Origin of the sequence: Actinoplanes sp. HUAS TT8 (assembly GCF_051380535.1) — a bacterium.
Taxonomy (GTDB): domain Bacteria; phylum Actinomycetota; class Actinomycetes; order Mycobacteriales; family Micromonosporaceae; genus Actinoplanes.
On the sequence record NZ_CP195646.1, the window covers coordinates 857,496 to 878,396 of the forward strand.

The 20,901-nt window shown below is 70.9% G+C and carries 21 protein-coding genes; 4 read left to right on the plus strand and 17 right to left on the minus strand.

From position 1 onward, the window contains the following. Positions 1 to 20 precede the first annotated feature (20 nt). Complete coding sequence (locus ACSHV8_RS03800; RefSeq protein ID WP_436529396.1) at positions 21 to 1,457, minus strand: septum formation family protein; 1,437 nt, start codon at positions 1,455 to 1,457, stop codon at positions 21 to 23. Positions 1,458 to 1,780: 323 nt separating this feature from the next. On the opposite strand from ACSHV8_RS03800, the gene ACSHV8_RS03805 reads away from it, so the two are divergent. Next, the gene (locus tag ACSHV8_RS03805; protein WP_436529397.1) at positions 1,781 to 2,311 is read left to right on the plus strand and encodes a macro domain-containing protein; all 531 of its coding nucleotides are present in this window, start codon (positions 1,781 to 1,783) and stop codon (positions 2,309 to 2,311) included. Here the strand turns inward: ACSHV8_RS03805 and ACSHV8_RS03810 are convergent. The 9 genes from ACSHV8_RS03810 to ACSHV8_RS03850 are packed head-to-tail and all read right to left on the minus strand — an operon-like array spanning position 2,291 to position 10,638. Then, positions 2,291 to 3,034 carry a maleate cis-trans isomerase family protein gene (locus tag ACSHV8_RS03810; RefSeq protein WP_436529399.1) on the minus strand — a complete coding sequence of 248 codons (744 nt, stop codon included), beginning with the start codon at positions 3,032 to 3,034 and terminating at the stop codon, positions 2,291 to 2,293. The genes ACSHV8_RS03805 and ACSHV8_RS03810 overlap by 21 nt on opposite strands. Next, the gene (locus tag ACSHV8_RS03815; protein WP_436529401.1) at positions 3,031 to 3,717 is read right to left on the minus strand and encodes a hypothetical protein; all 687 of its coding nucleotides are present in this window, start codon (positions 3,715 to 3,717) and stop codon (positions 3,031 to 3,033) included. Before ACSHV8_RS03815 ends, ACSHV8_RS03810 begins: the two co-directional genes overlap by 4 nt. A 1-nt stretch (position 3,718) precedes the next feature. Continuing rightward, positions 3,719 to 4,492 (minus strand): SDR family NAD(P)-dependent oxidoreductase, encoded by a 774-nt coding sequence (locus ACSHV8_RS03820; protein ID WP_436529403.1) that lies wholly within the window; start codon positions 4,490 to 4,492, stop codon positions 3,719 to 3,721. Beyond that, positions 4,489 to 5,409 carry a hypothetical protein gene (locus ACSHV8_RS03825; protein ID WP_436529405.1) on the minus strand — a complete coding sequence of 307 codons (921 nt, stop codon included), beginning with the start codon at positions 5,407 to 5,409 and terminating at the stop codon, positions 4,489 to 4,491. The genes ACSHV8_RS03820 and ACSHV8_RS03825 overlap by 4 nt, the downstream gene beginning before the upstream one ends. After that, complete coding sequence (locus ACSHV8_RS03830) at positions 5,409 to 6,098, minus strand: hypothetical protein (RefSeq protein ID WP_436529407.1); 690 nt, start codon at positions 6,096 to 6,098, stop codon at positions 5,409 to 5,411. Before ACSHV8_RS03830 ends, ACSHV8_RS03825 begins: the two co-directional genes overlap by 1 nt. Continuing rightward, positions 6,095 to 7,297 (minus strand): aromatic ring-hydroxylating dioxygenase subunit alpha, encoded by a 1,203-nt coding sequence (locus tag ACSHV8_RS03835; protein ID WP_436529409.1) that lies wholly within the window; start codon positions 7,295 to 7,297, stop codon positions 6,095 to 6,097. The genes ACSHV8_RS03830 and ACSHV8_RS03835 overlap by 4 nt, the downstream gene beginning before the upstream one ends. A gap of 3 nt (positions 7,298 to 7,300) precedes the next feature. Then, complete coding sequence (locus ACSHV8_RS03840; RefSeq protein WP_436529411.1) at positions 7,301 to 8,251, minus strand: alpha/beta hydrolase family protein; 951 nt, start codon at positions 8,249 to 8,251, stop codon at positions 7,301 to 7,303. Further along, complete coding sequence (locus ACSHV8_RS03845) at positions 8,248 to 9,060, minus strand: oxidoreductase (RefSeq protein WP_436529413.1); 813 nt, start codon at positions 9,058 to 9,060, stop codon at positions 8,248 to 8,250. The genes ACSHV8_RS03840 and ACSHV8_RS03845 overlap by 4 nt, the downstream gene beginning before the upstream one ends. A gap of 15 nt (positions 9,061 to 9,075) precedes the next feature. After that, positions 9,076 to 10,638, minus strand: a complete 1,563-nt coding sequence (locus ACSHV8_RS03850) for a nitrilase-related carbon-nitrogen hydrolase (RefSeq protein ID WP_436529415.1) — start codon at positions 10,636 to 10,638, stop codon at positions 9,076 to 9,078. Between the two features lie 121 nt (positions 10,639 to 10,759). On the opposite strand from ACSHV8_RS03850, the gene ACSHV8_RS03855 reads away from it, so the two are divergent. Then, positions 10,760 to 11,041, plus strand: coding sequence for a Dabb family protein (locus tag ACSHV8_RS03855; protein WP_436529416.1), 282 nt, complete (start codon positions 10,760 to 10,762; stop codon positions 11,039 to 11,041). An 81-nt stretch (positions 11,042 to 11,122) separates the two neighbouring features. Here ACSHV8_RS03855 and ACSHV8_RS03860 read toward each other — a convergent pair whose 3' ends face one another. Genes ACSHV8_RS03860 through ACSHV8_RS03885 form a run of 6 tightly spaced genes read right to left on the minus strand, consistent with a single transcriptional unit; the run spans position 11,123 to position 18,467 of the window. Further along, complete coding sequence (locus ACSHV8_RS03860; RefSeq protein ID WP_436529418.1) at positions 11,123 to 12,529, minus strand: aldehyde dehydrogenase family protein; 1,407 nt, start codon at positions 12,527 to 12,529, stop codon at positions 11,123 to 11,125. After that, positions 12,526 to 13,680 carry an FAD-dependent oxidoreductase gene (locus ACSHV8_RS03865; protein WP_436529420.1) on the minus strand — a complete coding sequence of 385 codons (1,155 nt, stop codon included), beginning with the start codon at positions 13,678 to 13,680 and terminating at the stop codon, positions 12,526 to 12,528. The genes ACSHV8_RS03860 and ACSHV8_RS03865 overlap by 4 nt, the downstream gene beginning before the upstream one ends. Then, complete coding sequence (locus tag ACSHV8_RS03870) at positions 13,677 to 14,549, minus strand: isocitrate lyase/PEP mutase family protein (RefSeq protein WP_436529422.1); 873 nt, start codon at positions 14,547 to 14,549, stop codon at positions 13,677 to 13,679. The genes ACSHV8_RS03865 and ACSHV8_RS03870 overlap by 4 nt, the downstream gene beginning before the upstream one ends. Then, on the minus strand, positions 14,546 to 15,976 hold the full coding sequence (locus tag ACSHV8_RS03875; RefSeq protein WP_436529424.1) for an aldehyde dehydrogenase family protein: 1,431 nt from the start codon (positions 15,974 to 15,976) through the stop codon (positions 14,546 to 14,548). The genes ACSHV8_RS03870 and ACSHV8_RS03875 overlap by 4 nt, the downstream gene beginning before the upstream one ends. Further along, entirely contained in the window at positions 15,973 to 17,244 is a 1,272-nt protein-coding gene (locus tag ACSHV8_RS03880; protein WP_436529426.1) for an acyl-CoA dehydrogenase family protein, read from the minus strand. Before ACSHV8_RS03880 ends, ACSHV8_RS03875 begins: the two co-directional genes overlap by 4 nt. A gap of 5 nt (positions 17,245 to 17,249) precedes the next feature. Continuing rightward, complete coding sequence (locus ACSHV8_RS03885) at positions 17,250 to 18,467, minus strand: flavin reductase (protein WP_436529428.1); 1,218 nt, start codon at positions 18,465 to 18,467, stop codon at positions 17,250 to 17,252. On the opposite strand from ACSHV8_RS03885, the gene ACSHV8_RS03890 reads away from it, so the two are divergent. Beyond that, positions 18,431 to 19,333, plus strand: coding sequence for an IclR family transcriptional regulator (locus ACSHV8_RS03890; RefSeq protein WP_436529430.1), 903 nt, complete (start codon positions 18,431 to 18,433; stop codon positions 19,331 to 19,333). The two genes, ACSHV8_RS03885 and ACSHV8_RS03890, sit on opposite strands and share 37 nt — an antisense overlap. A gap of 226 nt (positions 19,334 to 19,559) precedes the next feature. Here ACSHV8_RS03890 and ACSHV8_RS03895 read toward each other — a convergent pair whose 3' ends face one another. Then, on the minus strand, positions 19,560 to 20,255 hold the full coding sequence (locus tag ACSHV8_RS03895) for a hypothetical protein (RefSeq protein ID WP_436529432.1): 696 nt from the start codon (positions 20,253 to 20,255) through the stop codon (positions 19,560 to 19,562). 52 nt (positions 20,256 to 20,307) lie between these two features. Here ACSHV8_RS03895 and ACSHV8_RS03900 point away from each other — a divergent pair, with 52 nt between their 5' ends. After that, positions 20,308 to 20,772, plus strand: a complete 465-nt coding sequence (locus ACSHV8_RS03900; protein ID WP_436529434.1) for a MaoC family dehydratase — start codon at positions 20,308 to 20,310, stop codon at positions 20,770 to 20,772. Positions 20,773 to 20,901: the final 129 nt, after the last annotated feature.

Here is a 20,901-nt window from a genome sequence, read left to right on the forward strand (position 1 = left end):
TGCTGTTCAGCCTTTGCTCGTCAGTCGAAGATCGAACCGGTGCGCGGGTCGTCCTCGGTGACCGCGAGGCAGACCACCCGGAGATCGTCCTCCCAGGCCGTCTCGGTGTCCGGGTAGAGGTAGTCGACCTCGGCGTCCGCGTACTTACCGGTCCGGAAACGGTCGAAGTCACCGTTGCAGGTGGCGTCGACCTCGGAGCGGACCGCTGACTCGCCCGGGAAGCCGCTGCCGTGGTCCGCGAGCCGGAAGACCGAGTACACCTCCGCCTCGTGAGGCGACGAACACGGCACCGTCTCCAGATCGGCGGCCTGGTTGCCGAACATCTGGTCGACGCAGACGCCCGGGGTGAGCGTGGCCATCGCCACCGAATTGCTGAACGGGCTGGAGTAGTCGCCCTCCGCGTTGTCGATGGCGTTGTAACCCTGGATGCCACCGATGATCATGGAAATGATGTACACCCAGATGCCGGCCGCGATCAGACCACCGACGGCGTGGGCCCGGCCGCGCTCACCGGTGCGGTTGATCTTCCGGAGCGCCAGGATCGCGTAGACGGCGGCGACCGGGACGAGACCGACGATGCCGGTGATCAGGGCGACGATCGCGAAGCGGTTCGTCTCCTGGCTCTGGTACGGGTTGGGCGGCGGCGGGAAGCCCGGGGCCTGCTGGTAGTAGCCGGCGGGATATCCGGGCGGGAACTGCCCGGGCGGGGACTGGTAGCCGGCCGGGGAGTAGCCCGAGGCGGGGTAGGCGCCCGGCGGGTAACCCGGGGCCGCATAGCCCGGCGCGGGATAGCCCGGAGCCGGATAGCCGGGGGCCGCGTATCCCGGCGCGGGGTAGCCGGACGCGGCCGGATAGCCCGGCGCGGGGTAGGCGGGCTGCTGCGGGTAGCCCGGCGCGGGATAGGCCGGAGCGGGAGCCGGGCCGGGATAGGCCTGTCCGGGGGCCGGGAACGCCTGGGCCGGCTGACCCGGGTACGGATAGGTGGCCGGAGGCGCGCTCGGCACCGGGTCGGGCGGGACGTAGGCGGGCGGCGGGAAGGCCGGGCCCGCATACGGGGCCGTCGGCTCCGGGGTGGGGTAGGTGGAGGTCGGATCCGGCGCCTTGTAGGCGTAGGTCGCCTGCTCCTCGACCTTCGTCGCGTCGGCGGCCGCGTTGTCGACCTTCGTCACGTCGGCGCGCGCGCCGTCCACCACTGTCGCATCGGCCGCGAAGGGCGTCACCGGGGCCGGGTGCGCAACCGTCGCGCCGGCCAGGTCCGGCCCGGCCGGGGCGGTGTGCACGGCGGCCGGGTCCGGGGCGGCGGGAGCCGGGTGCGCGACGGTGGCATCGGCCGGGCTCGGCGCGGCGTGGGCGACGGTGGCGTCGGCCGGGGCCGGGTGGGCGACCGTCGCGTCGGCCGCGGTCGCATCCGCCGGGGTGGGGCCGGCCGGGAACGCCGGCAGGGTGGGGTCAGCCACGGGGGCCGGATCGGGCGAAGGGGACGTCAGTCCCGGATCGCTCGGCGGCGTTCCCGGGCTCGGCGGGGGTGGCAGCTGCTCGCTCACGCTGGGACGTTAACAACAGTCATGATCATGATCCGCTCCGGGACAATCTCGCTTTGGCAACAAGCTCCGCCGGCGAAGCCTGACAAGCCGAGCCGGTGACGCGCAACCAGCTTTCGCCGGCCGGGCCTGACGAGCCGCGCTGACGAAAATACCGTGGCCCGGCAAGCCTCGCTGCCCCGATGCCGTGGCGCCGGAATCCTCTGATTCTGTCGTACCTCATCGTTAGATTCGCGGTCATGCACGAGATCACCTACGTCGTCGGGGACGCCACCGACCCACCCGGTCCCGGGCCGCGGATCATCGCCCACGTCGGCAACGACATCGGCGCCTGGGGCCGCGGCATCGTCCAGGCCATCACCAGGCGATGGCCCGGCCCCGAGCGGGAGTTCCGCCGCTGGCACGAGACGTCGGCACCCGCCGCCGGCGGTGGCTTCCGGCTCGGGGCGGTGCAACTGGTGGCGGTCGAGCCCACCCTCTGGGTCGCGAACATGGTCGGCCAGCACGGCATCATGACCAGGCGCGGCCTGCGGACCAGCACCGGCTACGAGCCCGGCGCCGGCCCACCGGTCCGCTACGACGCGATCCGCGAGTGCCTGACCACCCTGGTCGCGCACGCGCGGGAGCGTGACGCCGAGGTGCACATGCCGCGGATCGGTTGTGGTCTGGCCGGCGGCGAGTGGGCGCTCGTCGAGCCGCTGATCCTGGAGACGCTGGGCGCGCACGACATCCCCGTGTTCGTGTATGACCTAGTGCTCCCGCAGGAGTGATCCCGCGCCGTAGACCTTGTCCTCGATGCCGTTCTCGCGCAGCGCCATCCACCAGGTCGCCGCGTTGATGGCGATCACCGGTTTGCCGAGCCAGCGTTCGGCCTCGTCGGCCAGGCGGACCATGGACAGGTTGGTGCCGCACTGCACGATCGCGTCCACGTCCGGCCCGTCGACGGCCCGGATGGCCGTGCGCAGTTCGTCCTCGGTGACGTGGGCGATCGCCACCGCTGTCGGGCATTTCAGGCCCTCGATCGCGGTCACCTCGAAGCCGATCTCGCCGAAGAAGCGGACCACGTTGGCGTCCCCGACCGGCTGGTAGGGGGTGACCACGCCGATCTTCCGGGCGCCGTACAGGCGGAGTGCTCGTTCGCACGCCTCGGCCCCGGTCGCCACGTCGAGGCCGGTGATCGCTTTGATCTGTGCCACGAATTCGCGGTTGCCCTCGACACCGCCCCAGAACGTCTCGGCCGACATGCCCATGACCATGTAGTCGGGTTCGCAGGTCAGTACGCGTTCGCAGGCGAAGCCGATCTCGGCCCGGATCTGGGTGAGCAGGTTCTCGAAGTTGGCGTCGTCGGACAGGTCCTGGTTGCGGATGTGGATGCGGGAGAAGTGCGCGGTCACGCCGGGCACGGTCATCGCGTAGAAGTCCGGTTCGACGATGGTGTTGGTCGACGGGGCGATCACGCCGAACTTGCGGCGCCACCCGAGGGCGTCGGTCATGCGTTCTCTCTTTTCTCGAGCGGGGCGTCGGCGTCCACGGACCGGCCCGGCGACGCGGCGCCTCCCTTGGAAGAGGCGCGGAACGTCAGGTAGGCCGCGATCAACAGAAGTGCCTGCGCGGACGTGTTCAGCGACTGTTCGAGCCACTGGTAGGCGAGCGTCTCGTGCTGGGCCGACTGCCGCAGCGGCACCAGCGATGTGACGAGTACCAGCCCGAGCACGAAGAACGAGATCGCCCACCACTGCCGGTACCGCCCGGCCACGATCGCGCCGAGCACGCTGACCGCCGTGACCCCGAACGTCGCCACCACGAACGTCGGGTGCAGGCTGCCGGAGGCGATCGATGCGCCGACCCCGAGGAGATAAAACACGATAAAACCCCAGGATTGGGTACGTCGTCCGCGCCGGATCGTCACCGCGAGCGACCACGCGAGCAGGCAGGCTCCGGCCGCCATGAGCGGGAACAGCGCCTGTTGAAGCACCGCGAAGTCGCCCACGTCGGCCGCGTAGAGCAGCTTCCACAGGCACTTCGACACGCCGCCGAGCCCGATCAGCACCGCCCCGGCCAGGCCCGCCCGGCGGGCCGCGAAGGTCGGCGCGAGCCGCCCGAGCAGCGCGAATCCGAACAGCCCGAGGAATGTCGGCACGAAGTCCTCGACCGCGAGGATGATCGGATACTCCACGTCACGACCCCGCGAAGAGGTCGCGCTTGCGGAATCCCGCGGTGGCGAACCGCAGGGCCGCCTTGCGGTTGGTCAGCCAGGCGACCCGGCCACCGTTCTTGGCCCCGGCCAGCACTTTCGCGGCCAGCCAGGGCGTCACGGTCTCGACCCGGTCGGCCAGGATGTTGAAGACCTTCTTCGCCTTCTCGAACTCCTCCGGCGAGTAGTCCCTGGTCAGCAGGTCGGTGACGACCATCCCGGGCGAGAGCAGCCCGACCTTGACCGGGGTGCCGGCCAGTTCTCTGGCCATCGCCTTGGTCGCGTAGGTCAGTCCGCGTTTGGTCGCCCCGTACGGCGTCAGCCCCACCACGATCTGCCCGTTCGACCCGAGGCCTTCCATGTTCCACAGCGCGCCGTGCCCCTGTGCCAGCATCGCGTCCAGGACGACCGCGCTCGCCTGCAGGGTTCCGCGTAGGTTGACGTCGACGACGGCGTCGATCTCGGCCGCGTCGAGCTCCCACAGCTTGCGCCGTGAGGTGGACAGCCCGGCGTTGTTGACCCAGATGTCGACGCGGCCGAACCGGTCGGTCGTGGCGTCCCAGAGCTTGCGGACGTCCTGACGGCTGGTCACGTCGGCGACGACGCCCAGTGTCCCGTCGGGCGCATCGGAGCCCCGCACCGACGCGTCCGAGCGACCGCAGAAGGCCACCGACGCGCCCTGCCGGGCGAACGCCCGGACGAGTCCTTGACCGATGCCGCGCGTGCCGCCGGTGACCACCACGACCGGCCCGCTCATGATTCCCACTCCAGGACGCCGTGCAGCACCGAGTCCAGGTTGCCGCCTTCGAACAGCTCGTACACGACGGAGAGGCGGCCCCCGGCCGACATGCCGGGCGAGGCGTCGAGCGCGAACTCGCGTCCCTTGATCTTCCAGACGTCGTTCAGGTGCAGCGAGGAGAACGACGCGCGTCCGAAACCGATCGCGTTCCCGTACGCGTCCGGCCCCTCGAAGAACAGCCGGTTGCCGTCCCGCCGGGCGTCCACGGTGAACGCGCGGTCGAGGCTCGGGCCCTGCCAGGTGACGACCCGTCGCGTACGCAAAAGGTCGATGGGTTCCAATCCGAGGGAAACCGTGACCGAACCGCGGAGCTTCTGGTCGGCGCCCCAGTGTTCGAGGTCGCCGGTGAACCGCCCGGCCTGCTTGGTCGGCAGGATGTAGGGCACCGGTCCGTTCCGGGTCTCGGCCTCGATCAGCTCGTCCACGAGCGACGGGACCCGCGTGTAGATGCCGTTGAAGCAGCCCACGACCGCCCAGCCCTGGTAGAGCACGGACGAGTAGACCTGCGTCTCACCGTCCGGCAGCACCTGGTTCCAGGTGTTCAGGTCGACCTGCCAGCCCGGCCCGTAGTAGTGCGAGTCGACGAAGCTGCCGTAGGGCTGCCCGGTGCCGAAGAAGTCCGGCCCGGTGTAGACGCGGTTGGCGTCCGAGTCGATCACACCGAACGAGAACGGGGCGCCGAGCCGGAACTGCCCGGCGAGGGCCCCGCCACCGATCAGACCACCATCCATCTTGTACGTCGTGACGCCGTCCACGAAGTCCGACGACCGCCGGATCTCCTCGAAGCCGCACCAGGTACCGGTGTTGTCGAACAGCGACGGCCGGCCGTGCCACTCGCCGGCGATCCGCTGCTGCCAGACGCTGGGCTCGGACATCAGTTGGTCACCAGTTCGGCGCGGACGGATTCGCTCTGCTCCTCGCCGAGCAGCCGGACGGTCTGCTTCCAGACCGGGTCGATCTCGGGGCTGAACAGCAGCTCCCGGTGTGATCTGTCGCGTTCGGGGGTTCCGTCGGCCTTGACCCCGGTGGTGACCAGTTCGATCCAGTGGGTCAGGTAGGCGTCCACGGCGTCGCCGATCCCGGTGAAGGCCTCGGCCGTGGCCCGATTCACCAGCATCCAGGGCGACATGAGCGCGTACTGCCGAGGGGTCAGGTGGGCCGGGGTGAGTCCCTCGCGTTCCCGGACCGACGAGTAGACCGAGGTCAGCGGCTCGTAGACCTCGTCCAGGTAGGGCAGCGAGGTCGCCAGGTCGATCCGCGGGATCAGGTCGAGGTGGAACGCGTAGTTCTCCCCGTTGGCCACCGAGTCGAGGGTGAAGTGCGGAACCCCCGACTCGGGCGCGGTGAACGCGAAGATCATGTGGCTGTCCAGGCCGATCGGCGGCACGACGAGCGACACGTTGACGATCTTGACGACCGGTCCGGTCCCGAGCCAGACCCGGATCCGGCCGACCGGGGCCGGACTCATCGCCGAGGTCAGGTCGCGGTCCGAGGCGAGGTCGGCCGGGAACCGGTCGAGGATCCTGGCCAGGGTGGTGTCGGACAGTTCGGCGGGCAGGCTCACTTGTCGTCCTCCGTGGATGCGGGCGGGTCGATCATCTGGGCGGCGGCCACGCTGGGGTGCTCGCCGCGGGCCTTGTGCACCCACGCCCGCGCCAGCTCCGGGCTCTCCCGCCGGGCCGGCGAGGGGATCACGGTCGCCGTCCGCTTGGGGACATCGCCGGTGATGAAGTCCTCCTCGTCGAGGAGCCACCCCTTCTCGGCCAGCTCCTGACGTCGCCGCCGGTAGTGCACGGCGATCATGTCGCTCTTGATGTGCAGTTCGGCCCCGAGGTCGAACGGCAGCAGTTCGGGCCGCACCTTGTCGACCACCGCGGCGTCCTCGTAGAAGATCCGCATGGTCCGGTTGATGGCGTCCTTGTCGGCCCACTTGCCGGTGAAGAACGTCCGCAGCGCCACCCACTTGACCAGCGTGTGCGTCTCGTCGATGGGGATGTTGGTGTCGTAGATGACCATGTCACCGATCGGCAGCCGCACGTGCAGCTTGATCATGTTGGGCAGCATCCACCCGGCCGACGTCGTCACCGGCGGGCGCTTCTTCAGGTCGTTGCCGACCAGCCGGCCGAACTTGCCCCAGATCCCGGACGGCTTGGGCGGGTGCAGGTCGACGGTCGCGAACGCCGACCACTCGTCCGGGCTCTGCACCTCGTACTCCGGCACCTCGGGCATCTCCGGGTTGCCGAACCGGCCGGCGTGCACGAACGGTGCGTGCGCGATGTCGCAGCCGTTCTCCAGGATCCGCTCGTAGTTGGCGTTCCACATGAACTCGCCGGTCACGGCCCGGAACTTGCCACCGTTCTCGACCAGTTCGTCGAACTCGGGCCAGACCGGCATCGGCGGACGCTCCTCCTCGGGCAGATCACCGAGGAAGACCCAGACAAAACCATATTTTTCCCGTACGGGATAGGAGTCCACCCGAGCCTTGCGCGGGATGGCCCGTCCCGGCAGGTTGGCCGGGATCCGCGTGCACTGACCGTCCGGCTCGTACTCCCAGCCGTGGTACGGGCAGACGATCTTGTCGTCCTTGAGGGTGCCGCCGGAGAGTGCGGCGCCCCGGTGCACGCACAGGTCGCTGAGCACGACGACCCGGCCCTGCTTCGGGGTGCGGTAGATCGCCAGGTACTGCCCGAGCACGGTGATCCGGGCCGGTTTCGTGGTGACCCGGTCGGAGAACTCCACCGCGTACCAGAAGTTCTTGAGCATGGCTTACCTCCGCCGGATCGCGGCGATGTCGGATGACTGGAGTGCCTTGTCGAGCGCGTCGCCGGTGGCGTCGCGCAGGTGGACGTCGAGGAACGCGGCCAGCACGTCGGTCAGCGCCGCGCGGGTCACCGCCGGGTCGGTCGACGCGGGCCGGTCGAGGAACGCGCGGGCGGCCGTCTCGTCGACCGGGTGCACGATGCCGAAGTGGTTCGCCCCGGCGAAGGTGACCTGCAGGTTCGCCCCGTCGAGATCTGGAAGAGCCTCATCGAACGTACGGGAGATGGGGTCTTTTCGGGTTTCCGCGTCCTCGCCGTAGCGGTCGGCCGATCCGTTGATCACGCCGTCCTGCGACCCGGCCATGAGCAGCACCGGCGAGTCGACCTGGGCCGGCAGGACGGTCCCGGCCGGCCAGCCGAGCATCGTCGCCACCATGGTGTGCGTGCCGTAGGCGGCCACCGCTCTGACGGTCGGGAAGAATCGCGCACTCTGCAGGACGACCGTGCCGCCGGCCGAGTGACCGACAAGTCCGACCTTGTCGAGATCCATCACCTCGGCCAGCGGCGAGGCGGCGAGTGCTTCCAGGACCGCGGGCACCGACGGTGTGGTCGGCCGGGTGCCGTAGGAGTCCGGTTTGGCCGCGTCGAGGATGACTCCCGGCGTGATCCCTTTCAGCCCGCCGAACAGCTCGCCGACCCAGTCGTAGGTGACCGCGATGAAGCCGCGCCCGGCCAGTTCGGTCGCCAGCCAGCGGTAGGCCTCCTGGCCGACGTTGACGCCGGAGACGATCAGCGCGACCGGGTAGGGCGCCTGGGCCGGGTCGGCGGCGAAGACCCCGGTGAGCCGTTCCTGATCCGAACCGGTCGCGACGGCCGGGTAGTAGATCCGGATGTGCGCGGTGCCGAACGGCTCGGCCGCGCCGGGGATCGTGGCCGCCCACCAGATCGAGCGGATCATCCCGCCACCCCGGGCCGGGGCAGCTCGCGGTCCCCGCCCCACAGGGCCCGGACCAGCTTGTTCGTGGTCTCCTCGCCGAAGAACCGGACGCCCATCACGTTGGCCGGGTCCCGCTCGGCGATGTTGCGCCGGATCGTCAGGTCGGTCTCGGCCAGCGCGGCCCGCTCGTCCTCGGGGACCGGTGACGCCTCGTCGACCCAGCGCAGCCAGCGGTCGACGTGCGCGTGCGCCCGGGCCGCGACGATCTCCAGGTTGCGCTCGTTGCGCTCGAACGAGTAGCAGTACGCGGTCGGGGACAGGCTGGCCCGGATGAAACCGGCCCGGCTCACGAAGTACTCGAACGCGGGGTCGGCCCGCAGCGCCAGCCACTCCTCGTCGAGCGGGGCGTAGTACTTGTCGAAGTACTCGCCGTTCTCGACCAGGTTGGTCCGCGGCACCGAGTCCAGGTAGAACCAGCCGCCCGGCCAGACCAGCAGCGCGATGCCCAGGTGCGGCACCTTCACCTGCGGGCCGAGCCAGCAGGTCAGGTGCAGGTTGGCGAAGCTCGCGCCCGGGTTGCCGAGCCAGGAGTGGACCATCCAGTCGACCTCGGGACCGGAGTAGGCCTCCAGCGAACCGCCGGGACCGTCCGGGTACCCGCCGTACGTCTGCAGCTCCAGCGTGGACGGGTCGCGGGTGGTCTCGAACCGGGCGTCGATCTTCGCCTTCAGGTCGGCGAGCAGTTGCCGGTAGAAGTTGAACGTGTCGTGCACGTCGACAACCGGTGAGTTGTCGACCATGTCCTCCACGTGCTGCAGGGTCTCCGCCATCAGGACTTCCTTGTCTTATCGAGTTAACGCGCCGGCCAGGCGCCAGGGCCGGCCGTCGACGAGATCGGTCTGCCGCGACACCATCCGGTTCGCGGCCTGGGCGGGAGCGACGGTCGCCGTGCCCACGGGCACGCCGGCCGGGACGTCGGTGCGGACCGGCGTGGAGATGCGGCCGGTGAACGGGCCCTGCCACGCGGTCCACAGGGTGAAGTCGGGACTCATCGCCAGGATCGCCGCGGGCTGGTCGAGCGGGGTCGCGACGACCACGTTGAGCCGGTTCTCGGCGGCGCGTTCGGGCAGCCCGAGCGCCATCTCCCACGGCTCGCCGGCCCGGTAGGGGACGGCGACCACGTCCACGTCGGCCAGTGCGGCCAGCCGGAACGTCTCCGGGTAGAGCGCGTCGTCACCGACGACGACGGCCAGCCGGCCCCACTCCAGATCGATCGGCGCGATCCGTTTCCCGGCGCGGCCTCCGGCGTGCAGCTGTGGCTGCCGCGCCACGACGCCGCTCTCCGAGATGACCAGGCCGAGGTGTACGTCGTTCTCCACCACCGTGGTGACGACGTGGCTCCCGGTGTCCTTCACCGCGGCCGACAGTTCCGCCGGATCGCCGGTGAGCTCGGGCAGGACGATCAGCCGCGCGCCCTGCTCGGCCGCCACGCGGATCAGGGCCGGATCGCGGACCACGGCGACCGGCAGCTCGGCGGCGCCCGGCGGCCGCTGCCGGCCCACCGGCGGGTCGGTGATCGGCGTGTACAGCTCGGGACGGCGGGTGGCCAGGATGTCGGTGCCGTCCGGGCGGCGCTTGTCGTCGGCCCGGTCCGGTTCGATGTCGGCGACGATCACGTGCTCGCCGGTGCGCGGGGCCTTGGCCACGACCGTGCCGTCCGGGGCGACGATCTGCGACTCGCCGGCCCCGTGCAGCCACTCCGGCGGAACACCCAGCCGCTCGGCGATGGCCGGCAGCTCGGCCCGGGGCAGCAGCGGGCCGACCTTGTTGGCGGCGACCACCCACACCTTGTTCTCCGCGGCGCGGACCGGGATGTGCAGGTCGGCCTCGTCCAGGGCGAAACTGTTCAGGCTGTTGAGCAGTACCTGGGCGCCGCGCAGGGTGAGCCCGCGGGCGACCTCGCTGATCACGCCCTCCATGCACGCGTACATGCCGAGGCGGCCGAGCGGGGTCCCGACGACCGGGCCGATGTGCGTGGCCGGCTCCAGGAAGTCGTTCTCGGCGCCCATCAGGGTCTGTTTGTCGCACTGGGCGACGATCGCGCCGGTGGGGTCGAACAGCAGATTCGTGCCCCCGGTGCGGCCGTCGCCGTACGCGAAAGTGACGTTGATCTTGATCCAGATCCGGTGCTCGGCGGCCCGCGTCGCGATCGCGGTCAGGAACGGGTCGCCCGGGCGGGTGGCCAGCTCACGCGCCTGCGCGCGCGAGGAGTACCAGGACAGGTGATTGCAGAACTCCGGCAGGACGACCAGCTCGGCCCCCAGCGCCGCGGCGGCGTCGATGACGCGCAGGCAGGCGGCGAGGTTGGCGGCCACGTCCTGGCCGGCTTCGATCTGGGCGGCGGCCACACGTACGGCTCCGGGCATCCGGTTCCCCCTAGCGAAACGGCGTTTCCCAAAACTACACTCGGGTGCCACATTCGCAACAGAGGTTTCGTCTGCGGTTTTGTCACTTCTCCAGGAGGATCGATTGCTGGTCCATGTCGTACTCATGAAATTCGCCGATGCCGGCGATGCTGCCAAGGCCAAGTTGCGTCTGGAAGACCTGGCCGATGTCGTTCCGGCGATCCGATCCATCGAGGTCGCCGTCGACGAGCTCGCCACCGAAGTCTCCTGGCACCTGCATATGCGCACCACCCACCGAGACGTCGAGGATCTGCTGGCCTATCAGTCCGATCCGGCGCACAAGGAGTTCGGCGCCTGGGTTCGTCCCCTACTCGTTTCCCGCGCGGTCGTCGACTACACCGCCTGACGACAAAAAAGCCGCGGACCGTGCGGAATGTGGCGGCCGCCCTCTCACCGGCGCCGGACATGCCGCACGGTCCGCGGCGTCCTATCCGGGCGGGTAGGCCGACGGGCCGGCGGCGGGGGCCTCGGCGCCGGGCCGGAACGCCGCCGGGGCGTGGATCACGCAGGTCTGCACGTATTCGAGCAGGCCCTCGCCGGCGTACTCACGACCCCAGCCGGAACGCTTCACGCCACCGAACGGCGCCCGCAGCGACATCCCGGTCCGGTTGTGGGTGTTCACGAACGTGAAACCGGCCTCGAACCGCCGGGCCAGCGCGAACGCCCGATCCTCGTCGGCACTCCACACCGAGGCGCCCAGGCCCAGCTCACCGGCGTTGGCCGCGGCCAGCACGGACTCCTCGTCGCGGTAGCCGAGGACCGGGACGACCGGCCCGAACTGCTCGGTGACGACCAGCGGCGAACCCGGGTCGGGGGAGACGACCAGGCCCGGCCGGACGAAGTAGCCGATCTCCGGGTCCGCCTCGAACCGCCCCAGGTCGAGGACGTCGCCGTCGCGGAACGCGTTCGCCGACCGCTGCGCGCCGGCCGAGATGACCGGGCCCATGCTCACGCCCGGGGTCAGCGGATCGCCGGTCACCAGGACACGGCCGGCGGCGGCGCGATAGGCGGCGACGAAGTCGTCGAGGCGGGACCGCGGGACGTAGAGCCGTTTCGCGGCCATGCAGACCTGGCCGCTCGTCGCGAACGTGGCCATGACCAGGCGGTCCATCGACGCGTCGTCGAACGGGGCGTCGTCCAGGAACACCGCCGGGTCGTTGCCGCCGAGCTCCAGGACCGACGGGGTCAGGCGGTCGCCGGCCAGGGCGGCCACCGCGCGCCCGCCGGCCGGGCCGCCGGTGAAGGCGACCTTGCGGATCAGGTCGTGACCGACCAGGGCGGCGCCGGTCCCGGCATCGCCGTGGACCACGGTCAGCGGTGCCTCCAACAGTGCGGCGACCGCGGTGATGGTCAGCGGGGCCAGCGGGGACGGCTTGACCACGACGGCGTTGCCGGCCGCCAGGGCCGGGCCGATCTTCAGCAGGGCCAGGATGATCGGGGCGTTCCAGGGGGTGATCGCCGCGACGACGCCGTACGGTTTGCGGACCAGGACGAGACGGCCGAGATCGTCGTCGACGGTGCTGTCGCCGTACGCGGAAATCGCCTTGTCGATGACCCATCGCAGGAATCGGACGGCGAAGCCCAGCTCGCCGCGGCAGTCCGGGAGGACCTTGCCGGACTCGCGGGCCAGCAGCGTCGCGAGGTCCTCGGCGGCGTCCTCGATCGCGGTCGCGGCGCGGGCCAGCACGGCGAGCCGGTCCGGCAGCGGGGTCGCCGCCCAGGTGCGCTGCTCGGCGTCGGCCCGGCGGACGACCGCGTCCACCTCGTCCGGTGTGGTCGCCGGGACCTCGCCGACGATCTCGGCGAAGCGGGCCGGGTTCTCCCGCCGGATCATGCGCCGACCGGCCGCAACGACGCGATCATCGAGCTGCGCAGCAGCGACGCGCGGGCCCGGGCCGGGTCGGCGGCGACCGCGCGCAGCGAGTCCAGGTGGGCGGCGCGGGCGGCCGGGTCGGTGGCCCGCAGACGTTCGTAGTTCTGGTGCGAGACGCTCTGCACGTAGTCCAGGGCGACCCGCCGCCGGTGCGTGGCGGCCGCCTCGACCGCGGCCGGATCGCCGGTGGCCAGGGCGTCGGCGTAGGCGACGGCGTCGTGGATCCCGGAGTTCATGCCGAGCCCGCCGAGCGGATTGTTCACGTGCGCGGCGTCCCCGGCCAGCAGGACGCGTCCGGCCCGGAAGGATGCGGCGACGCGTTGGTGGACGCGATACATCGAGGCGTGGGCGATCCGCCAGGGACGACCCGGGTCGAAGACGCCGCGCAGCCGGGCGTCGAGCCGCGCGTACTCCACGTCGTCGGGTGTCTCGGACGGCGTCGGCAGCAGGACCCGCCAGTGGTCCGGGGTGCGGAGCAGGACACACCATTCGACCGGGTCGAAGACGTAGTTGACCGAGGCCAGGTCCGGCAGCCAGCCGGTCAGCTCCTCGTCGACCGAGGCGACCAGGAACCGTTCGGGATAGGTGATGCCCTCGAACTCGACGCCGATCGCGCGGCGTGTCGAGGAGTGCGCGCCGTCCGCGCCGATCAGCCAGGACCCCTCGGCGACCTGGCCGTCCGAGGACCGCGCGGTCACCGTGTCGCCGATCTGCGTGACCGCGGCCAGATGCCAGTCGTAGCGGATCTCGCAGCCGTCGTGCCGCAGCAGGTGCTCGCGCAGGATCGGGGTGAGCTTGGACTGCTCGCACTGCAGGCGGTACGGGAACCGGGTGTCACCGGCCAGGACCGCCAGGTCGAGCCGCGCGACCAGGCCCTCGGCGCGGTCACGGTAGGCGAACGTGGGCGACAGCAGCCCGCGCTCGTGCAGCTCACCGCCGACGCCGAGCTCGTCGAGCATCTCCAGCGTCGGCGGATGGAACGTCGAGGCCCGCGACTCCGCGGCCAGGTCCGCCCCGGACTCCAGGACGGTGACCCGGAAACCTCTGCGGGCCAGCGCCAGGGCGGCGGTCAGACCGACCGGCCCGGCACCGGCGACAAGCACGTGGATCACGTCTGCAACCTCCCAGGGACGTAACGGGCGTCCAGGTCGAGGGCCTCGTCCTGGCCGACCAGCGCGGTGAACGCGGCCCACGGCATCCGCTCGACGTCGTCGGCGGCGCCGGTCTCGGCGATCGCGCGGTAGGTCACCGACGCGGCGCGCATGGCGGCCAGCAGAGCCGCCACCGGGTGCAGGACCAGGCGCACACCGACCTCCGCCAGCTCCGCGTCGGTCCAGGTGGGCGTCTTGGCGGCGGCTTCGCTGCGATTGACCACCAGGGGTACGCCGGGGAGTGCGCGCTGGATCGCGGCGAGCTCCTCGATCTCCTGCACCCCCTCGGGGAACACGGCGTCCGCACCCGCCTCGGCGTAGGCGACACAGCGGGCGATCGTGTCGGCGAGACCGTTGACCGCGTACGCGTCGGTCCGGGCGATCACCGCGAGCTCCGGCACCTGATCGGCCAGCGCCTGGACTTTCGCGGCGGCCAGACCGGTCTCGATCACTTCCTTGCCGGCCAGGTGCCCGCAGCGCTTCGGACTGACCTGATCCTCCAGGTGCAGCCCGGAGATCCCGGCCCGGCTGTAGGCCAGCCCGGTCCACACCGCGTGCACCGGGTTGCCGTACCCGGTGTCGGCGTCGGCCAGCAGCGGCGTCCCCTGCAGCGCCGGGACCAGCGTGGCGGCCCGGTCGGCGATCTGCGTGGCGTGCACGAAACCGAGGTCGGGACGGCCCAGCATGGTCGCCGAGACGGCCGCGCCGGACAGGTGGACGGCCTTGTGACCGGCCGCGACGGCGAGCGCCGCGGTCACCGGGTCGTAGACGCCGGGCACGTGGGTGACCCGGCCGGAGGCGAGGAGCGCGCGGAGCGCGGAAGCGGTCATGAGGGATTGTGCAACGCGAATCCGTTTTCCACACCGACCACACGCGGGTTGGTGAAGAACAGCAACGTCTCGGCCGTGCCCTCCACCGAGTGGCCGGAGATTCCCCAGGCCGGGCGCGGGGTGAACAGGTGCAGGCTCATCACCGAGGAACCGTTGACCTTGACCTCGCCGGCCCGCACCCGCCGGGCGACGGCGAGGGCGGCCGGCTCGTCGGTGCCGATCACGTAGCCCTCCAGGCCGTAGCGGGTGCCGTTGGCCAGGGCGATCGCCTCGTCGACGGTGGTGTACCCGTGCACGGCGGCGACCGGGCCGAAGATCTCCTCGGTCGTGCGGGCCGGGTCGGCCCCGGTGACCAGCGAGGGCGCCAGGAAGTTGCCGTCACCGGACAGCTTCGCGGTGTGCACCTCGCCGCCGAGTCCGTCGCGGGCGCGCTCGACCAGGGCCCGGTGCCCGGAATGGATCAGCGGGCCGTAGTCGGTGGCCGGGTCCGCGGGATCACCGGTGCGCAGGTCCGCGATCCGGGCCAGGACGGCGTCGGTGATCGCCTGCTCGCGGCCGGCCGGGACGATCAGGCGGCCCAGGGCGCGGCACCACTGGCCGTTCAGCGTGGTCAGCAGGTCGGCGGCGGCCCGGACGGCGACCGACTCGTCCGCGTCCGGGAGCACGATCAGCGGGTTGTTGCCGCCGAGTTCGAGCTGCACCGGCTTGATGTCGTAGGCGCAGGCCGACGCCACCGCACGACCGCCGCCCAGGCCGCCGGTGAACGACACCGCCCGGATGCGGGCGTCGCCGACCAGGTGGGCGCCGGTCGACGCACCGCCCTGCAACAGCTGGAACAGCGCCGTGGGGGCGCCGGCGGCACGCAGGGCGGAGTCGATGGCGACCGCCAGGCGTTCGGTGCCCGGGGACGCGTACTCGGACGGCTTGAGGATCGTGGGGCAACCGGCGGCGAGAGCGTTGGCGACCTTGTGGGCCGCCATCGGGGCGGGGGCGTTCCACGGGACCAGGCAGGCGGCGGGACCCCAGGGTAGGCGTTCGACCAGGACCTCGTGGCCGTCGTCGCGGGTGACCGTCGAGGTGAGCAGGCCGGTGCGGAGCTGGGCGGCGGCCAGGGCGAACGCACCGGAGAGAATCATGCCGAGCGGCGTGGTCTGGCGGATCGGGACGCCGGTGGCCCTGGCCTCCAGCAGCACGATCTCGTCGGCCGCGTCGGCGACCGCGGCGGCGATCGTGTCCAGGATGTCGGCTCGGTGGGCGGCCGGGAGATCCCATGACCCCAGCTCGTCGGCGGCCGCGATCGCCGACGACACCGCCGCCGGGGAGGAGCCCAGGGCCGGGCCGAGGACACGCCCGGTCGCGGGATCCTCCAGGTCGACGCCGACCGGGGTGGCGCAGTCGGCCCAGACGCCGTTGACGAGGTCCCTCACTTGACACTCGCGAAGAGCTCGTTGGCCTTGCTCGACGTGATCACCGACGCCGCCTCCAGACGGCCGCGCTCCGGCGGGAACGTCATGACCAGGCCCATCGACAGATCGCGCAGCGCCCGGCCGACGACCCCGTTCATCGTCGCGTTGGACGTGCCGGACGCCTTGAGCGCGTTCACCGCCACGTCGAACGCGGCCTGGCAGATCGACCCCTTGGCGATCCGCCACTGCGCGTACACCTCGGACTTCGTCGCGATCGGCGGCTCGCACGTCTCCAGCAGCAGCTGGCGGCGCAACCACAGGTACGCCGTCTCCAGGTTCTCGGTCATGTTCCCGATGATCACCTGGTGCATCGGCGACTCCGCGATGGACCGGCCGGTGTCCGCGAACGTCTTGCCGGTGAGCCGTTCCAAGGTGTCGTCGTAGACGCCCTGCGCCGCGCCGACGTAGACCGCGGTGATCGCCAGCTGGTTGCCGACGAAACTGCCCCGGCTGCACTGCAGCATCTTCACGAACGCGCCCGGCACGGTCAGCGCGTCCTCCTCCGGGATGAAAACCCGGTCCAGCTTGATGCCGTGGTTGGCGCTGCCACGCATGCCCAGCCCGTCCCAGAACGGGCGCTCGGTGACCCCCGGCGCGTCCCGCGGCACCAGGAACATGACCAGGCCGTCGGCCGTCTCGGTGCCGTCGAGCCGGGCCGTGACCAGGTAGTGGTCGGCGATGCCGGTGGCGCAGCCGAACGACTTCTCGCCGGTCAGCTCCCAGCCCCCGTCGACGGCGACCGCGGTCGTGGCGATGGCGATGTTGGCGCTGCTCGACTTCACCGACTCGCTGGCGAAGTTGGCCAGCCACGTGCCGCCCGACATCAGCCGCAGCACCTTCTCGGCGAACGCCCTCACCACCGGCACCTCGTCGTCGGCGAACAGCCCCGACTCGATCGCCTCCAGGGGCAGCAGGCCGCGGGAGGCCGACGTGTTGTGGAAGAAGAAGGCCAGCGCGGTCGAGGGACAGGCACTGCCCATCGCGTACGTGGCGGCGGCCAGGTCCCGCAGCGTGCCGCCGAGACCGCCGTACTCCTCGGGGACGATCAGCCCGAGCAGGCCGGCCTCGCGCAGGGTGTCGATGTGCTCGCGCGGGAACGCGCCGTCCCGGTCGGCCTGCTCGGCCTTGGCACGCAGCGCGGGCAGCACCTGCTCGACGAGGGCGGCGCGGGCCTTCTCCTCGACGGTCATGTCGTCGACGAGCTTCTCGCCGGTGAGTCGGTCGGCCATCGGTGTCACTCCCTGAGCTGGGCGAGGTCGGTTCGAGATTGCACAAGTTCGCTGCGGAGCCGGTCCGCTTCCGGCCGGTGGTGCGCTTCCGGCCGGCGGCCGGCCGCCGCCCCTGGGGAGCGGCCGGTCTCCGCCTCCAACTGGTGGTCAACCTCCAGCTGGTGGGCCAGGTGGAGCAGGTCGTCGATCGGCAGGCCGGCCAGGCCCGAGTCCGCGGTGACCACGTCGAAGCGCGAGACGCCGCTCTTCATCGCGACCAACGCGTTGACCAGGGCGAGGCGGTTGCGGCCGTTGAGACGTACGCGCAAATGGTTGGGCCGGACCCGGACCACCGCATCCTGGAGCACCCGGCGGACCTGGAGCGGGCTGGCGGCCGTGGTCTCCGACTCGACGCAGACGATCTCGTCGAGGCCGAGCGCGGCCAGCCGGCCGATGGTGTCGAGGACGTCGTCCTCGCGGTCCGGGTCGAACGCGTCGGGCACGCAGCCGGCATGATCCGGCGGCGGGGCGTCGACGGCCAGCCGGATGGTGGCCGGCAGCGGGTCGGCCAGCTGCCCCCAGTTGCGCGAGTGGAACAGCAGCGGCGAGATGACCCGGGGCGTCGCCGCGCCGGTCACCTCGCCCACGAAGATCGTGTGGTCGCCGCCCGGGTAGGCGTGCGCGACCCTGCAGTCCAGCCAGGCGACGGCGTCGGCCAGCACCGGGCAGCCGTTCGGCGTGGTGATCCACTCCAGGCCGGCGAACCGGTCGGTGATCTCCCGGTCCTGACCGGCGAAGCGGCGGCCGATGTGCGCCTGGTCCTTGCCGAGGAAGCTGATCGCGAACCGGCCGGCCGCGCCGAGCAGGGCGTGGCTGGGCAGGTGGTTGCCGAGGCAGACGGAGACCATCGGCGGATCCAGGCTGACCGAGGAGAATGAACTGGCGGTCATGCCGTGCACCCCGTGGGGACCGATCGTGGTCACCACGCACACGCCGCTCGGCCATTGACCGAGCACGGATCGGAACGTCGTGCTGTCCACCGGCACCTCTACAAGCTCCGTTTCGCCTTGGGAAACAGCGTTACCGCGAAGGTAACGAGGTGGCCGGGGGCCTGTCAATGCCGGATCGGTACAGCGTTTCGCGGTGCGAAATGGCAGGCTAGGCTTCGGCAAGGTTTGTTCCGTTCCTGTTCCGGGGGAGTTTCGCGATGCCAGGCCGAACCGCTTCGACGCCGTCGTCCACACCGTCCGCGCCGGCGGCTTCCTCCAGGTCGGCCGCTTCCTCCGCTTCCTCTCCGCGGGGTGCGTCCTCGGCGCCGGTCGTCGCGTCGGAGGACGAGGGGCAGTCCCGGTCCATCGCCGCGGTCGAGCGGGCCATGGACGTGCTGCTCTACTTCGGCCGGGCCGAACAGCCCGACCTCGGTGTGACCGAGATCGCCACCGCGCTCGGCCTGACCAAGGCTGCCGTGCACCGCATCCTCACCGCGCTGCGCAGCCGCGAGCTGATCACCGTCGACCCGTCCACCCGGCGGTATGCACTGGGCCACGCCGCTGTCGCCCTCGGCCGCGCCTACCTGGCCCGCACCGACGTGCGCGCGATGGCCGCGCCCGAGCTCAAGCTGCTCTCCGAACGCACCAACGAGACCGCCACGCTGTCCCTGCGCCGCGGCGACACCCGGCTCTACGTCGACCAGGTCGTCCCCGACCAGGAGCTACGCCTCGAAGTCAGCCTCGGCATCCCGTTCCCGCTGAACGCCGGCGCGTCGTCCAAGGCGTTCCTGGCCTTCCTGCCCGACTTCGAGCTGGAGGCATACATCACACGCCACCCGCTCGAAGCGGTGACCGACAAGACGATCACCGACCCGGCCAAACTGCGCAAGGACCTCGCCGCCGTCCGCAAACGCGGCTTCTCCACCTCGAACGGCGAACGCCAGGCCGGCGCCTCCTCGATCGCCGCCCCGATCTTCGACCACGACGGCCGTGCGGTCGCGGTGATCAGCGTCGCCGGCCCGGCCCTCCGCTTCAAGCCCGACGCCGACTCCACCATCGTCGCCGACTTGCTCGGCTGCGCCGCCCGCATCAGCGCCCAGCTGGGCTACGTCCCCGCCTGACCGCCACCCCTCCCGCGCGCGGCACCCGCTCACGCCTGGTTCCCGCGCGCGGGACCCCGCTCATGCCTCGTTCCTGCGCGCCGCACTTCGCCCACGCCTCGTTCCCGCGCGCCACACCCCGCTCATGCCTCGCTCCCGCGCGTGGCACTTCGCTCACCCCCGTTCCGGCGCGCGGCGCTTCGCTCACGCCTCGATCTGCCCGCGGCGGTCGCGGCGGTCTGCTCGCTCAGAGGTTGGCGAACGGCTTGGCCACGCCGAGCAGACCCGCGATCAAAACCGAGATCCAGATCATCCACACGTACGGGAGGCAGCCGTTGACACTCCTGGTCAGCGCCACCTCGGTAGCCTCGTCGGACTGCCCGGCCATCACTTTCCCGAACGCCGCCCCGAACGGCCGGAGCGTGCGCCGGATGCCCAGCCCGGCCGCGATCGCGAGGGAGTAGAACAGCACCTTCGTTCCCAGCCACTTCGGATTGGTGTCCACGCCGAACGGATGCGCGGCGACAAGGGTGTAGACGCCGGTCACCGCCATCCCGGCGATCACCGCGACCCGGATCGCCCAGTCCACCCGACGGACCAGCGGATGCTTCCCGGGCTCGTGGTGATCCAGGTACATCAGCCGCAACCAGACGAATGCCCCGATCCACGCCGGCACGAGCAGCCACCACGGCAGCAGGTGGACCCCGAGCAGCGACCCGCCGTGCTCGTCGAGCGAGATCAGCGTCAGCCCGCTCGGCAGGAAGAGGATCAGGCAGATCTTCGGCCCCAGATCCAAACCGGACATGATCTTCAGTGCGGTCAGGCGCGCGGCCGGGGTCAGCTCGGGGTTGATCACATACCGGCTGGAGTAGAAGACGCCGAGGTCGCCGCCGAGCCAGAAGACCATGAGCACGATGTGCAGGAAGAGGAACGCAGCCAACATCGCTAGATGGAAACATCTTTCCGCTGTGCGAAACAAGTGCTAGCTTCGCGGCATGCTCGGCCGCTATTACGAAGACTTCACCGTCGGTGACAACTACCGCCACCCGCTCGGCCGCACCATCTCCGAGGCCGACAACACGTGGTTCACCCTCCTGACGCTGAACACCAATCAGTCGCACTTCAACGCCGATTACGCGGCCGGGACGCCGTACAAGAAACTGCTGGTCAACTCCACTCTCACGGTCGCTGTCGTCACCGGCCTCTCGGTGCCCGACGTCAGCCAGCACGCTTTCGCGAACCTGGGCTGGGAGGAGATCCGCATGCCCAGCCCGGTCTTCGTCGGCGACACCATCTACGCCCGCTCCACGGTCCTCGACCTGCGCGAGTCGAAGTCCCGTCCGTACGCCGGCATCGTGAAGGTCTTCACCACCGGCTTCAACCAGGACAACGTCGACGTGATCACCTGGACCCGTTCCATGCTGGTGTACAAACGCGGCCACGGACCGTCCGCCACATGACCACCCCCACCCCTTCATCGCCACCCCTCGCCCGGTCGCACCTCGCGTCGCCGCGCCATTGCTGGTCGCGCCTCGTTCGGCCACGTCCCGCCCGGCTGCTGGCTTCCGCGTGGACCGGTTCGGCGTGTG

Coding starts and splice junctions, on each gene's coding strand:
- ACSHV8_RS03890 (WP_436529430.1), top strand. CDS start 18,431: ATGCCAGGCCGAACCGCTTCGACGCCGTCGTCCACACCGTCCGCGCCG.
- ACSHV8_RS03900 (WP_436529434.1), top strand. CDS start 20,308: ATGCTCGGCCGCTATTACGAAGACTTCACCGTCGGTGACAACTACCGC.
- ACSHV8_RS03810 (WP_436529399.1), bottom strand. CDS start 3,034: ATGACCGACGCCCTCGGGTGGCGCCGCAAGTTCGGCGTGATCGCCCCG.
- ACSHV8_RS03820 (WP_436529403.1), bottom strand. CDS start 4,492: ATGAGCGGGCCGGTCGTGGTGGTCACCGGCGGCACGCGCGGCATCGGT.
- ACSHV8_RS03805 (WP_436529397.1), top strand. CDS start 1,781: ATGCACGAGATCACCTACGTCGTCGGGGACGCCACCGACCCACCCGGT.
- ACSHV8_RS03860 (WP_436529418.1), bottom strand. CDS start 12,529: ATGATCCGGCGGGAGAACCCGGCCCGCTTCGCCGAGATCGTCGGCGAG.
- ACSHV8_RS03840 (WP_436529411.1), bottom strand. CDS start 8,251: ATGATCCGCTCGATCTGGTGGGCGGCCACGATCCCCGGCGCGGCCGAG.
- ACSHV8_RS03870 (WP_436529422.1), bottom strand. CDS start 14,549: ATGACCGCTTCCGCGCTCCGCGCGCTCCTCGCCTCCGGCCGGGTCACC.
- ACSHV8_RS03835 (WP_436529409.1), bottom strand. CDS start 7,297: ATGCTCAAGAACTTCTGGTACGCGGTGGAGTTCTCCGACCGGGTCACC.
- ACSHV8_RS03895 (WP_436529432.1), bottom strand. CDS start 20,255: ATGTTGGCTGCGTTCCTCTTCCTGCACATCGTGCTCATGGTCTTCTGG.
- ACSHV8_RS03880 (WP_436529426.1), bottom strand. CDS start 17,244: ATGGCCGACCGACTCACCGGCGAGAAGCTCGTCGACGACATGACCGTC.
- ACSHV8_RS03825 (WP_436529405.1), bottom strand. CDS start 5,409: ATGTCCGAGCCCAGCGTCTGGCAGCAGCGGATCGCCGGCGAGTGGCAC.
- ACSHV8_RS03845 (WP_436529413.1), bottom strand. CDS start 9,060: ATGGCGGAGACCCTGCAGCACGTGGAGGACATGGTCGACAACTCACCG.